Here is a 13,351-nt window from a genome sequence, read left to right on the forward strand (position 1 = left end):
TCACGCCGCGACCGGAACCTCCAGGTCCGCCGAGGCGGAGGCGGGAGCGAGGGCCAGTTCGAGCACCTGCCGCACATCCGTCACCGGGTGCACATCGAGCTTCTCCAGGACCTCGGCGGGGACATCGTCGAGGTCCGCCTCGTTCCGCTTCGGGATGATCACCGTGGTGATCCCGGCCCGGTGCGCGGCGAGCAGCTTCTGCTTGACGCCGCCGATGGGCAGCACCCGCCCGGTCAGCGAGACCTCCCCGGTCATCGCCACATCCGTACGGACCAGACGCCCGCTGAGCAGGGAGGCGAGGGCGGTCGTCATGGTGACGCCCGCGCTCGGCCCGTCCTTGGGCACGGCGCCCGCCGGGAAGTGGATGTGCACGCCGCGCTCCTTCAGGTCGGCGACGGGCAGCTCCAGCTCGGCCCCGTGGGAGCGCAGGAACGACAGGGCGATCTGCGCGCTCTCCTTCATCACGTCACCGAGCTGACCGGTGAGGGTCAGGCCCGCCGCACCCGTCTCCGGGTCGGCGAGGGACGCCTCGACGAAGAGGACGTCACCACCGGCGCCGGTCACGGCGAGTCCGGTCGCGACACCCGGCACCGCCGTGCGCCGTTCGGCCGGGTCCTGTGCCGACTCGGGCACGTGGTGCGGGCGCCCGATGAGGTCGCGCAGGTCGGCGTCGGTCACCGTGAACGGCAGCTCGCGCTCGCCGAGTTCGTGCTGCGCCGCGACCTTGCGGAGCAGCCGGGACACGGCGCGCTCCAGGTTCCGGACGCCGGCTTCGCGGGTGTACTCGCCCGCGAGCTTGCGCAGCGCGCTCTCGTCGATGACGACCTCGTCCTTCGCCAGTCCGGCCCGCTCCAGCTGGCGCGGGAGCAGGTGGTCGCGGGCGATGACGACCTTCTCGTCCTCGGTGTAGCCGTCGAGCCGGACCAGCTCCATGCGGTCGAGCAGCGCCTCGGGGATGGCTTCGAGCACGTTCGCCGTCGCGAGGAACACCACGTCGCTGAGGTCGAGTTCGACCTCCAGGTAGTGGTCGCGGAAGGTGTGGTTCTGCGCCGGGTCGAGGACTTCGAGCAGGGCCGCGGCCGGGTCGCCGCGGAAGTCGGAGCCGACCTTGTCGATCTCGTCGAGCAGGACCACCGGGTTCATCGACCCGGCCTCCTTGATCGCCCGCACGATGCGGCCCGGCAGGGCACCCACGTACGTACGGCGGTGGCCGCGGATCTCCGCCTCGTCGCGGACGCCGCCGAGGGCGACGCGGACGAACTTGCGGCCCATGGCGTGCGCCACGGACTCGCCGAGCGAGGTCTTGCCGACGCCGGGCGGGCCGACGAGGGCGAGCACGGCACCGCCGCGACGGCCGCCGACGACCCCGAGCCCGCGGTCACTGCGCCGCTTGCGCACGGCCAGGTACTCGGTGATGCGCTCCTTCACGTCCTGGAGGCCCGCGTGCTCGGCGTCGAGGATCCGCTGTGCGCCCTTGATGTCGTAGGCGTCCTCGGTGTGCTCGTTCCACGGCAGTTCGAGGACCGTGTCGAGCCAGGTGCGGATCCACGAGCCCTCGGGGGACTGGTCGCTGGACCGCTCCAGCTTCTCGACCTCCTTGAGGGCGGCCTCGCGGACCTTCTCGGGCAGGTCGGCGGCCTCGACGCGGGCGCGGTAGTCGTCGGACTCCTCGCCCTCGGCCTCGCCGTTCAGCTCGCGCAGCTCCTTGCGGACCGCGTCCAGCTGGCGCCGCAGCAGGAACTCGCGCTGCTGCTTGTCGACGCCTTCCTGGACGTCCTTGGCGATGGACTCCGCGACGTCCTGCTCGGCGAGGTGCTCGCGGAGCTGCTCGGTGGCGAGCTTGAGGCGGGCGACCGGGTCGGCGGTCTCCAGGAGTTCGATCTTCTGGTCGGTGGTGAGGAACGGCGAGTAGCCGGAGTTGTCGGCGAGCGCGGACACGTCGTCGATCTGCTGGACGCGGTCCACGACCTGCCAGGCGCCGCGCTTCTTCAGCCAGTTCGTGGCGAGCGCCTTGTACTCCTTGACCAGCTCGGCGACGGCGCCGGGCAGTGGCTGCGGCACCTCTTCCGCGACGGTCAGGCCCTCCACCCACAGGGCGGCGCCGGGCCCGGTGGTGCCCGCGCCGATGCGCACGCGGCCGCGGCCGCGGATCAGGGCGCCGGGGTCGCCGTCGGCGAGCCGGCCCACCTGCTCGACGGTGCCGAGCACGCCGGTGTTCGCGTACGTGCCGTCGATCCGCGGAACAAGCAGCACCTTCGGCTTGCTGTCGCCGTCGGAGCGCGCGGCGGCCTGGGCGGCCTCCACGGCGGCGCGTACGTCCGTGTCGTTCAGGTCCAGGGGCACGACCATGCCGGGCAGCACGACCTCGTCGTCGAGCGGCAGCACGGGCAAGGTGAGCGGTGTGGACGTCGAAGCCATGATCTCCCCTTCGGCATTCAAGTTGAGCTATGTGGACTCAATGCTTGGGTGCCTCCGGATGTTCCCCGGTATGTGTTCGCTCTCAGCGATCGCCCCTGCCGCCAGGGAAAACGACGTAAGTAAGGTGCGGAAGTCAAGAGGAACCATTACAGGGGGTAACGCATGGCAGCCGTCGATCACGTACGGGACTGGGTCGACGGCTGGGTCGTCAGCCGCGGCGCCTCCGCCCCGCTCACCGAGCCCTGGGGCTACACGGTCCATGTGGGCCTGGTGGAGCAGCCGGGCCGGCATGTGATCGGCGCTGTCAACGACGCCGTCCGCGAGGACGACGTGCGCAAGGTCGCCGAGTCGACGCACGCGCGCGCATGGCACCTCAAAGTCTTCGCCGACCCGGAGCGCGTCCTGCCCTGGCTCGGCCCCGCGTGGGAGCCGTACGGCTCGGGCGACTTCCTGATGACGAAGGACCTCACCTCCACCAGCGCGCCCACCGCCCCCGCCGGGTACCGCCTGCACACCTGGAACCGCGGCGGCGTCACGCGCGCGCTGCTCACCGACGCGGACGGCGGCTTCGCCGCGCGGGGCCAGGTCGCCCCCGTCGGCGCGAGCGCGACCGTCGACCAGATCGAGACCTCCGAGCACCACCGCCGCAAGGGCCTCGGCACCGTGATCATGGGCGTCCTGCACGCGGCGGCCCACGCCCAGGGCGCCACCCGCGCGGTCCTGGCGTGCACGCCGGAGGGGCGCCTGCTCTACGAGTCGGTGGGCTGGCGCATCGTCGCGCCGCTGACCAACGCGAAGCATGGGGGCGCGCAGGCCGCCGACTGACGGCGGTTCCGGCGGCGGCGCAGCAGTGGCCAGGTGGCGATCCCGGCCGCCAGGGCGAAGAGGTGGCCCCAGCTCGTCATCGGGTCGCTGAACGAGAGCAGGTCGCCGACGAGCATCGCGCCGAAGACGAGGAGCACCGCGTAGCGCGGCCAGGGCGTGAGCAGCCCGGCGAGCGCCCCGATGCTGGCGGCGAGGCCGAAGCTGACGCCGTAGTCGAGCCGGTGCAGGGACGTGTGGGGCAGGTGGCCCACCATCACCGACAGGCCGACGGGGACCTCGGTGGCCAGGGTGGCGAGGACGTGGCCGAGCACGAAGACGGCGGCGGTGCGCAGGCCGCCCGTGCGCCGTTCGAGGGCGGTCAGCACGACCACGAACGCGACATGAACGGTGAGGCGATGCCCGACGATCCACAGCGCGCTGGCCGTCAGCCGAGCACCGGCGACTGAGCAAGATGAGTGACATCGGTGCTGGACGCCCGGAGCGCCCGGCGACCGTGTCCGGGTCGGCGAACTCCGTGAAGAGCGACGTGCCGACGAGGATGAGCGGTACGTGAAGGTGAACGGCGTGCCGGTGGGGGTCGGCAGCAGGCGCAGGAGCCGGCGGCGGCGCGTCGCGGGGCGCCGCGGCGCGGTCTCGGCGGCGGGCGGTCCCGGCTGCGCCGGGACACCGATCAGCGCAGGCCGGGGCCGCGTCTCGGCGACGGGCGTCGTCCCGTCGCCGGCTGTCGCGCCCGGTTTCACGCGAGACACCCTTATCGCCCGTTACGGATTTCACCACGGCCTCAAATGTGACTGGTTTCACAGCAACCTCATGGACTTCGCTCGCGTCCGCACCGGTCGCGCCTTTCCTCTCCTGTCCCGGAACTCCCCTCCATCGCGGCCCGCCAGAATGACCACATGTCCGACAGCATTCTCACGGAACAGCCCACTGTCCTGGACCGCCGTACGGGCCCGTACGGGGAGGTCGTGCTGCGCCGCCACGGCGACCTGCTCCAGATCATCGCCAACGGCACCTTCCTGATGGACACCTCCGACGGCCGCTCCGAGCGGCTCCTCGTCGACGCGGCGCTCGCCGCCCTGCCGCCCGAGCGCCCCGCCCCGAGCCTGCTCATCGGCGGACTCGGCGTCGGGTTCTCCCTGGCCCGCGCCGCCGCACAGCCCCGCTGGGGCCGCATCACCGTGATCGAGCGCGAGCGGGCGGTCATCGACTGGCACCGCGAGGGAGCGCTCCGGCCGCTCTCCGCCGAGGCGCTCGCCGACCCCCGTACGGAGATCGTCGAGGCCGACCTCGTACGGCACCTGCACGAGGCGCCCGCCCCCTACGACGCGCTCTGCCTGGACATCGACAACGGCCCGGACTGGACCGTCACCGAGGACAACGGCAGCCTCTACTCCCCCGCCGGACTCGCGGCCTGCCGGGCCCGGCTCAACCCCGGCGGCGTGCTCGCCGTCTGGTCCGCACAGCCGTCCGCAAATTTCGAAGGAACCTTGCGGAATGCCGGATTCCGGGCGGTCCGCACCGAAGAGATCCCCGTTGTCCGGGGCGTACCCGACGTGGTGCACCTCGCAGTACGGGCCGCGTAGCCGACCGGCGGTAACTCCCCGTACGCTGACGTCCGAAACCCAGATCATTCAAGCGTCAAGCGCGCCAGGACGGTGCGCGCACTCAGGGGCGGGCGATGGAGCAGACACACACCTCCCACAACGGCAGCACGGCGACCCCGGGCGCCCAGCGCCGGGTCCTGGTCGTCGAGGACGACCCCACGATCGTGGACGCCATCGCCGCCCGGCTACGGGCCGAGGGATTCCTCGTGCAAACCGCACAGGACGGCCCCTCGGCGGTCGACACGGCGGAGGCCTGGCAGCCCGATCTGCTGATCCTCGACATCATGCTGCCCGGCTTCGACGGGCTCGAGGTCTGCCGCCGCGTGCAGGCGCAGCGGCCGGTGCCGGTCATGATGCTGACCGCGCGGGACGACGAGACGGACATGCTCGTCGGGCTCGGCGTCGGCGCCGACGACTACATGACCAAGCCGTTCTCCATGCGGGAGCTGGCCGCGCGGGTCCACGTGCTGCTCCGCCGGGTCGAGCGGGCGGCGCTCGCCGCCGCGACGCCGCGCAGCGGCATCCTGCGCCTCGGCGAGCTGGAGATCGACCACGCGCAGCGCCGGGTCCGGGTCAGGAGCGAGGACGTGCACCTCACCCCGACCGAGTTCGACCTGCTCGTGTGCCTGGCGAACACCCCGCGCGCGGTCCTCTCCCGCGAGCAGCTGCTCGCCGAGGTCTGGGACTGGGCCGACGCCTCCGGCACCCGTACCGTCGACAGCCACATCAAGGCGCTGCGCCGCAAGATCGGCGCCGAGCGCATCCGCACCGTGCACGGTGTCGGCTACGCCCTGGAGACGCCGACGCCATGAGTGGCGGGGACCGGACACCGCACGCCCGCGCCGCGCGGCCGCACCCCCTCGGCCCGCACTGGGCGACGGGCGGTCTGCGCCCCTTCTCGGTCAAGGCGAAGCTCGGCACGCTCGTCGTCGTCTCCGTCTTCATCACCACGGGCCTGATCATGGTCGCGATGTACACGGCGACGGAGCTGCGCTTCATCACCGTGTTCTCGATCATCGCGACGCTGCTCATCACGCAGTTCGTGGCGCACAGCCTCACCGCGCCGCTGGACGAGATGAACACGGTGGCCCGCTCCATCTCCAACGGCGACTACACGCGCCGCGTGCGCGGCGCGGACCGCCGCGACGAGCTGGGCGACCTCGCGGTGACGATCAACCGCATGGCCGACGAGCTGGCCGCGCAGGACCTGCAGCGCAAGGAGCTGGTCGCCAACGTCTCGCACGAGCTGCGCACCCCCATCGCGGGGCTCCGCGCGGTCCTGGAGAACGTGGTGGACGGTGTCATGGCCGCCGACCCCGAGACCATGCGCACGGCCCTGAAACAGACGGAGCGGCTCGGCCGCCTCGTCGAGACCCTCCTGGACCTGTCCCGCCTGGACAACGGCGTGGTGCCGCTCAAGGCGCGCCGCTTCGAGGTCTGGCCGTACCTGTCGGGCGTGCTCAAGGAGGCGAACATGGCGGTCTCGCAGCGCGCGGGCATCGCCTCGGGATCCGGCACCCATACGCGTACGGACGTCCATCTGCACCTGGACGTCTCACCGCCGGAACTCACGGCCCACGCCGACCCCGAACGCATCCACCAGGTCGTGGCGAATCTCATCGACAACGCGGTGAAGCACTCCCCGGCGCACGGCCGCGTCACGGTGCGCGCGCGACGCGGGCTGACCCCTGAGTCCCTGGACCTTGAAGTGCTCGACGAAGGGCCCGGGATACCCGAGTCGGAGTGGCACCGGGTGTTCGAGCGTTTCAACCGGGGCAACGCCGGACACTCGGCGAACGGCAAGGGTGACGGTGGCACGGGTCTCGGCCTCGCCATCGCCCGCTGGGCCGTGGACCTGCACGGCGGCAAGATCGGCGTGGCCGAATCGGAGCGCGGCTGCCGGATCAGGGTCACCCTTCCGGGACAGGCCGGGACCGCAAAGTTGACGTAGGGTTCCGGTCAGGCGGAGGTCAAGCCGCGCCCAGTCGCGCCCGGCGCGCCGGGCGCGCGATGGAACGTACGTGAACCCCGGTTGTTTCCCGCCATTTCGCGGCCCGAAACCCGATCTCCAGTGTGACTTACGCGACGGATCACCGGCCCGGTCTGCACGTCCCGCTCATGGAGGCGTAGCCTTTATTCCCGCTGTCCATCACCTTGTGAGAAGCGGAAGAGGGCGGTTACCGCCGTGTCGCCACAGTCCCCCAGTAACTCGAGCATCTCCACCGAGACCGACCAAGCCGAGCAGGGCAAGAGCCCTGCCGCGGGCTTCGGTCCCAATGAGTGGCTCGTCGACGAGATCTATCAGCAGTACCTCCAGGACCCGAACTCGGTCGACCGAGCCTGGTGGGACTTCTTCGCCGACTACAAGCCCGGTGCCGCAGCCACGGGGGCTGCGCCGACTGAGCCTGTGAAGGCGCCGGCCCAGAAGGCCCAGGCCACGGCCCCGTCGGCGCCCGCCGCGCCCCCTCAGGCCGCACCCGCCGCGCCGGCGCCCGCCAAGGCCGCCGAGCCCGCGAAGCCCGCCGCCGCGCCCGCGAAGCCCGCTCAGGCGGCGCCCGCCGCGAAGGCCGCCCCCGCTCCCGCCGCCCCCGCTCCGAAGAAGGCTGAACAAGTGACGACCGAGGCCCCCGCCGGCCCCGAGCTCGTGACGCTGCGCGGTCCCGCCGCCGCCGTCGCGAAGAACATGAACGCCTCCATCGAGGTCCCCACGGCCACGTCCGTGCGCGCCGTCCCGGTGAAGCTGCTGTTCGACAACCGCATCGTCATCAACAACCACCTCAAGCGCGCCCGCGGCGGGAAGATCTCCTTCACGCACCTCATCGGGTACGCGATGGTGCAGGCCATCAAGGCCATGCCGTCGATGAACTACTCCTTCGCCATGAAGGACGGCAAGCCGACGCTGGTCAAGCCGGAGCACATCAACTTCGGCCTCGCGATCGACCTGGTGAAGCCCAACGGCGACCGCCAGCTGGTCGTCGCGGGCATCAAGAAGGCCGAGACGCTCAACTTCTTCGAGTTCTGGCAGGCGTACGAGGACATCGTCCGCCGCGCGCGTGACGGCAAGCTGGGCATGGACGACTTCACCGGCGTCACGGTCTCCCTGACCAACCCCGGCGGCCTCGGCACCGTGCACTCCGTGCCGCGTCTGATGCCCGGACAGTCGGTCATCATGGGCGTCGGCTCGATGGACTACCCGGCGGAGTTCCAGGGCACCTCCCAGGACACCCTGAACAAGCTCGGCATCTCGAAGGTCATGACGCTCACGTCGACCTACGACCACCGGGTCATCCAGGGCGCCGCCTCCGGCGAGTTCCTGCGCATCGTCGCGAACCTCCTCCTCGGTGAGAACGAGTTCTACGACGAGATCTTCAAGGCCCTGCGCATCCCCTACGAGCCGGTCCGCTGGCTCAAGGACATCGACGCGTCGCACGACGACGACGTCACCAAGGCCGCCCGCGTCTTCGAGCTGATCCACTCCTACCGGGTCCGCGGCCACGTCATGGCCGACACCGACCCGCTGGAGTACAAGCAGCGCAAGCACCCCGACCTGGACATCACCGAGCACGGGCTCACCCTCTGGGACCTGGAGCGCGAGTTCGCCGTCGGCGGCTTCGCCGGCAAGTCGATGATGAAGCTGCGCGACATCCTCGGCGTGCTGCGCGACTCGTACTGCCGCACCACCGGCGTCGAGTTCATGCACATCCAGGACCCCAAGCAGCGCAAGTGGATCCAGGACCGCATCGAGCGCTCGCACTCCAAGCCAGAGCGCGAGGAGCAGCTGCGCATCCTGCGCCGTCTGAACGCCGCTGAGGCGTTCGAGACGTTCCTGCAGACCAAGTACGTCGGCCAGAAGCGGTTCTCCCTGGAGGGCGGCGAGTCCGTCATCCCGCTGCTCGACGCGGTCATCGACTCCGCCGCCGAGGCCCGCCTCGACGAGGTCGTCATCGGCATGGCCCACCGCGGCCGCCTGAACGTGCTCGCCAACATCGTCGGCAAGTCGTACGCGCAGATCTTCCGCGAGTTCGAGGGCAACCTCGACCCGAAGTCGATGCACGGCTCCGGCGACGTCAAGTACCACCTGGGCGCCGAGGGCACCTTCACCGGCCTGGACGGCGAGCAGATCAAGGTCTCCCTCGCCGCCAACCCGTCCCACCTGGAGACGGTCGACCCGGTCATCGAGGGCATCACCCGCGCCAAGCAGGACATCATCAACAAGGGCGGCACGGACTTCACCGTCCTGCCCGTCGCCCTGCACGGTGACGCGGCCTTCGCGGGCCAGGGTGTGGTCGCCGAGACGCTCAACATGTCGCAGCTGCGTGGCTACCGCACGGGCGGCACGGTCCACATCGTCATCAACAACCAGGTCGGCTTCACCGCCGCCCCGGAGTCCTCGCGCTCCTCCATGTACGCCACCGACGTGGCCCGCATGATCGAGGCGCCGATCTTCCACGTGAACGGTGACGACCCCGAGGCCGTCGTCCGCGTCGCGCGTCTGGCCTTCGAGTTCCGCCAGGCGTTCAACAAGGACGTCGTCATCGACCTCATCTGCTACCGCCGCCGCGGTCACAACGAGTCGGACAACCCGGCGTTCACGCAGCCGCTGATGTACGACCTGATCGACAAGAAGCGCTCGGTGCGCAAGCTCTACACCGAGTCCCTCATCGGTCGCGGCGACATCACCCTGGAAGAGGCCGAGCAGGCGCTCCAGGACTTCCAGGGCCAGCTCGAGAAGGTCTTCACCGAGGTCCGCGAGGCCGTCGCGCAGCCGGGCGAGGCCCAGATGCCCGAGCCGCAGGCCGAGTTCCCGGTGCCCGTGCAGACCGCGATCTCCCAGGAGGTCGTCAAGCGCATCGCCGAGTCCCAGGTCAACATCCCGGACAACGTCACGGTGCACCCGCGTCTGCTGCCGCAGCTGCAGCGCCGTGCCGCGATGATCGAGGACGGGACGATCGACTGGGGCATGGGCGAGACCCTCGCCGTCGGCTCCCTGCTCCTGGAGGGCACCCCGGTGCGCCTCTCGGGCCAGGACTCGCGCCGCGGCACCTTCGGCCAGCGCCACGCCGTCCTCATCGACCGGGAGACCGGCGAGGACTACACGCCGCTGCTGTACCTCTCGCCCGAGCAGGCCCGCTACAACGTCTACGACTCGCTGCTCTCCGAGTACGCGGTCATGGGCTTCGAGTACGGCTACTCGCTCGCGCGCCCCGAGTCCCTCGTGATGTGGGAAGCGCAGTTCGGTGACTTCGTCAACGGCGCGCAGACGGTCGTCGACGAGTACATCTCGGCCGCCGAGCAGAAGTGGGGCCAGACGAGCGGTGTGACGCTGCTCCTCCCCCACGGCTACGAGGGCCAGGGCCCGGACCACTCCTCGGCCCGTGTCGAGCGCTTCCTCCAGCTCTGCGCGCAGAACAACATGACGGTCGCCATGCCGACGCTCCCGTCGAACTACTTCCACCTCCTGCGGTGGCAGGTGCACAACCCGCACCACAAGCCGCTGGTGGTCTTCACCCCGAAGTCGATGCTGCGCCTCAAGGCCGCCGCGTCGAAGGTGGAGGAGTTCACGTCGGGCGGCTTCCGTCCGGTCATCGGCGACGACTCGGTCGAGGCGAGCGCGGTCCGCAAGGTCGTCTTCGTCGCGGGCAAGCTGTACTACGACCTTGAGGCCGAGCGGAAGAAGAGCGGCCACACGGACACCGCGATCATCCGCGTCGAGCGCCTGTACCCGCTGCCGGGTGCCGAGCTCCAGGCGGAGATCGCCAAGTACCCGAACGCCGAGAAGTACCTGTGGGCGCAGGAGGAGCCGGCGAACCAGGGTGCCTGGCCGTTCATCGCCCTCAACCTGATCGACCACCTGGACCTGGCCGTCGGCGCCGACATCCCGCACGGCGAGCGGCTGCGGCGCATCTCGCGCCCGCACGGCTCGTCCCCCGCGGTCGGCTCCGCCAAGCGCCACCAGGCCGAGCAGGAGCAGCTCGTGCGCGAGGTGTTCGAGGCGTAGGCGCCCCGGTCACTCCGCTCTTCGTGCAGGGCCGCAACCCCGTCAGGGGGTGCGGCCCTGCCGCGTATCCGCCGTAATTCCCCCGCTTATCCTGGGGGTATGTACTTCACGGACCGTGGCATCGAAGAGCTGGAGAAGCGGCGCGGCGAGGAGGAGGTCACCTTCGAGTGGCTCGCCGAGCAGCTCCGGACGTTCGTCGATCTCAACCCGGACTTCGAGGTGCCGGTGGAGCGCCTCGCGACGTGGCTGGCGCGCCTGGACGACGATGAGGACGACGACGAGTAGGTCCGTCCTACGGGGTGGTCCGTCCTAGGGGTGGTCGGCCCTAGGGGTGGTCCGTCCTAGGGGTGGTCCGGCCTACGGGTGGTCCGGCCTACGGGTGGTCCGGCCTACGGGTGGTCCGGCCCACGGGTGGTCCGGCCCACGGGTGGTCCGGCCCACGGGTGGTCGGTGCGGCGTCAGTCGCGGGCCGCGCGCACCCTGTCGTACGCGAGTCCGAGCACGCCGTGCACGAGCAGCAGGCCGCCCGCCGTGAGCCAGCCGCCGCTGCGCCGCCGCAGGCCGTACGCCGTGAGCGGCACCCCGGCCGCGAGCTGGGCGGCGGCCAGGCGGCGCCCCTTGGGGCCGCGCATCCAGGGGCCGATGCCGGTGGTCTCCACGACGTCCAGCTCGGCGTGGACGGCGTCCCGCCAGCCGGGCCACTCGACGGTCTCGGCGCCGCCGCGCTGCGCGGCGCCCCGCAGGCGGTCGGACGATGCGCCGGGGTCGAGTCCGGGCGGCAGGGCCAGGCCGGTACGGGTGAGGATCGCGAGCAGGCCACGCAACCGGGCACGGGCGTCGGCCGCGGTGTCGGGCGTGGTCAGCACGTCGAGGGACTGCATGTCGAGCACCGGGTCGAGACCGAGGCGGGCGGCGAAGGTGCGCATGGCCTCCTCCTCGCCGACCGGCGTACCGTTCGCGAGCCACTCGTAGCCGACGGGGCGGCGGAAGCCGGAGGCGAGCGTGAAGCCGCTGCGCTCGGCGTCCCACCACAGGGCGAGCACCGGCCAGGGTGCGCCGACGGCGAGCGCGCCCGCCCAGCCGCCGAGGACCCGGTCCACGACCTCGCCGGGGTCGCCGGCGCCGTCCGTCGTGGCCCGCCACGGCTCGCCCTCGGGCACGAGCACGCTCCACTCCGACCCGGCGCGGGTGAGCAGCATCCGCTGGCGGAGCAGGCGGGCGGCGGGGCCGACGACGTCGGGTTCGGCGCGGCAGAGCAGCAGGGCACCGGTGGCGGATCGCGGGGACGGCATGGCTCCACGCTAAGACAATGACGTCACTTATCGCCATAAATGCCGCAGCACTACTTGGCAGCGATCGCGACAGTCTTGACTTCCCGTGCCCGCGATATATCGTGTTGTGCAGAGGGCGCGATATGGCGCGTTCACTCCGGAGGAGGTCGCACCATGTCCGAGTGGTCCGTCGCGGAGCCGCAGAAGCTCGTCTTCGACGAGCCGGTCACGGCCCTGCACGTACGCATCGTGAACGGCACGGTGAACGTGGTGGGCACGGAGGGGGACTCCGCCCGCCTCGAGGTCTCGGAGATCGAGGGGCCGCCGCTGCGCGTCACGCAGGAGGGCGGCACGCTCACCGTCGCCTATGACGACCTGCCCTGGAAGAACCTCCTCAAGTGGCTCGACCGCAAGGGCTGGCACCGCAGCGCGGTCGTCTCGCTCGCCGTGCCGAGCGGCACCCGGGTCGAGCTGGGCGCGGTGGGCGCGGGCGCCATCGTCTCCGGTGTCGAGGGCCGCACCGAGGTGAAGAGCGTCACCGGCGACACCACGCTCGTGGGCGTCACGGGGCCGGTGCGCACCAGCACGGTCTCCGGCAGCGTCGAGGCGCAGGCCGTCACCGGTGGCCTGCGGTTCAACTCGGTCTCGGGCGATCTGACGGTCGTCGAGGGCTCGGGCCCCTTCGTGAAGGCGGAGACCGTCAGCGGCTCGATGATCGTGGACCTGGACCCGGCGGGCCCGACGGACGTGGCCCTGACGAGCGTCTCCGGCGAGATAGCCATCCGCATCCCGCACCCGGCCGACACCGAGGTCGAGGCGAACACCGCGAGCGGCGCGGTGTCCAACGCCTTCGAGGGGCTGCGCGTCTCCGGCCAGTGGGGCGCCCACAAGATCGCCGGCCGCCTCGGCGCGGGCACCGGCAGCGTGAAGGCGACCACGGTCTCCGGCTCGATCGCCCTGCTGCGCAGGCCACCGGGCGAGGACGAGGCCCCGACCCCCGACGCGGCGCCGCCGAGCGGGGTCCCTTCCGACGCCGGCCCTGTCGACACCGGTCCCGCCAACCCCAGCCCCGCTGACGCCGGTCCTACCGACACCGGCCCCGCCAACGCCAGTCCCGCAGACGCCACCCCCGCCGACACCGGCCCTACCTACACCGGTCCCGCCGGCCCCGGCCTGGCAGACGCCGCCCCCGCCGACAAGAAGGTGCTCTGACATGCCCCCGTCTTCGCCCACGG

Annotated in this window: 10 protein-coding genes; 7 read left to right on the top strand and 3 right to left on the bottom strand. The window is 71.3% G+C overall.

What is annotated here, in order from left to right; all coding sequences use genetic code 11:
* Positions 1-2,418 (bottom strand): endopeptidase La, encoded by a 2,418-nt coding sequence (lon, locus tag N5I75_RS02230; protein WP_476673651.1) that lies wholly within the window; start codon positions 2,416-2,418, stop codon positions 1-3.
* Positions 2,419-2,580: 162 nt separating this feature from the next.
* Between lon and N5I75_RS02235 the strand changes: the two genes are divergently transcribed.
* Positions 2,581-3,243, top strand: coding sequence for a GNAT family N-acetyltransferase (locus N5I75_RS02235; RefSeq protein WP_476673653.1), 663 nt, complete (start codon positions 2,581-2,583; stop codon positions 3,241-3,243).
* Here the strand turns inward: N5I75_RS02235 and N5I75_RS02240 are convergent.
* Positions 3,168-3,992, bottom strand: a complete 825-nt coding sequence (locus N5I75_RS02240; RefSeq protein ID WP_476673655.1) for a rhomboid-like protein — start codon at positions 3,990-3,992, stop codon at positions 3,168-3,170. The two genes, N5I75_RS02235 and N5I75_RS02240, sit on opposite strands and share 76 nt — an antisense overlap.
* A 147-nt stretch (positions 3,993-4,139) precedes the next feature.
* On the opposite strand from N5I75_RS02240, the gene N5I75_RS02245 reads away from it, so the two are divergent.
* From N5I75_RS02245 to N5I75_RS02265, 5 genes are all read left to right on the top strand, one after another.
* A complete protein-coding gene (locus N5I75_RS02245) occupies positions 4,140-4,826 on the top strand; it encodes a spermidine synthase family protein (protein WP_476673657.1) in 687 nt (228 codons plus the stop codon).
* Between the two features lie 95 nt (positions 4,827-4,921).
* Positions 4,922-5,659, top strand: a complete 738-nt coding sequence (locus tag N5I75_RS02250) for a response regulator transcription factor (RefSeq protein ID WP_361064207.1) — start codon at positions 4,922-4,924, stop codon at positions 5,657-5,659.
* Entirely contained in the window at positions 5,656-6,798 is a 1,143-nt protein-coding gene (locus tag N5I75_RS02255; protein WP_476673660.1) for a HAMP domain-containing sensor histidine kinase, read from the top strand. Before N5I75_RS02250 ends, N5I75_RS02255 begins: the two co-directional genes overlap by 4 nt.
* Positions 6,799-7,032: 234 nt before the next feature.
* On the top strand, positions 7,033-10,845 hold the full coding sequence (locus N5I75_RS02260) for a multifunctional oxoglutarate decarboxylase/oxoglutarate dehydrogenase thiamine pyrophosphate-binding subunit/dihydrolipoyllysine-residue succinyltransferase subunit (protein WP_476673662.1): 3,813 nt from the start codon (positions 7,033-7,035) through the stop codon (positions 10,843-10,845).
* A 99-nt stretch (positions 10,846-10,944) separates the two neighbouring features.
* Positions 10,945-11,130 carry a DUF6104 family protein gene (locus N5I75_RS02265; protein ID WP_024761804.1) on the top strand — a complete coding sequence of 62 codons (186 nt, stop codon included), beginning with the start codon at positions 10,945-10,947 and terminating at the stop codon, positions 11,128-11,130.
* A 173-nt stretch (positions 11,131-11,303) separates the two neighbouring features.
* On the opposite strand, the gene N5I75_RS02270 is transcribed toward N5I75_RS02265, so the two are convergent.
* On the bottom strand, positions 11,304-12,137 hold the full coding sequence (locus N5I75_RS02270; RefSeq protein WP_476673665.1) for a hypothetical protein: 834 nt from the start codon (positions 12,135-12,137) through the stop codon (positions 11,304-11,306).
* Between the two features lie 153 nt (positions 12,138-12,290).
* On the opposite strand from N5I75_RS02270, the gene N5I75_RS02275 reads away from it, so the two are divergent.
* Positions 12,291-13,328 (top strand): DUF4097 family beta strand repeat-containing protein, encoded by a 1,038-nt coding sequence (locus N5I75_RS02275; RefSeq protein WP_476673667.1) that lies wholly within the window; start codon positions 12,291-12,293, stop codon positions 13,326-13,328.
* The last annotated feature ends 23 nt before the right edge of the window (positions 13,329-13,351 follow it).

It is taken from the genome of Streptomyces sp. R818 (genome assembly GCF_056172735.1).

What these genes read in the sequence shown, in the direction of transcription:
- lon (WP_476673651.1), bottom strand. Translation starts at nt 2,418, where the DNA reads ATGGCTTCGACGTCCACACCGCTCACCTTGCCCGTGCTGCCGCTCGAC.
- N5I75_RS02235 (WP_476673653.1), top strand. Translation starts at nt 2,581, where the DNA reads ATGGCAGCCGTCGATCACGTACGGGACTGGGTCGACGGCTGGGTCGTC.
- N5I75_RS02245 (WP_476673657.1), top strand. Translation starts at nt 4,140, where the DNA reads ATGTCCGACAGCATTCTCACGGAACAGCCCACTGTCCTGGACCGCCGT.
- N5I75_RS02250 (WP_361064207.1), top strand. Translation starts at nt 4,922, where the DNA reads ATGGAGCAGACACACACCTCCCACAACGGCAGCACGGCGACCCCGGGC.
- N5I75_RS02255 (WP_476673660.1), top strand. Translation starts at nt 5,656, where the DNA reads ATGAGTGGCGGGGACCGGACACCGCACGCCCGCGCCGCGCGGCCGCAC.
- N5I75_RS02265 (WP_024761804.1), top strand. Translation starts at nt 10,945, where the DNA reads ATGTACTTCACGGACCGTGGCATCGAAGAGCTGGAGAAGCGGCGCGGC.
- N5I75_RS02270 (WP_476673665.1), bottom strand. Translation starts at nt 12,137, where the DNA reads ATGCCGTCCCCGCGATCCGCCACCGGTGCCCTGCTGCTCTGCCGCGCC.
- N5I75_RS02275 (WP_476673667.1), top strand. Translation starts at nt 12,291, where the DNA reads ATGTCCGAGTGGTCCGTCGCGGAGCCGCAGAAGCTCGTCTTCGACGAG.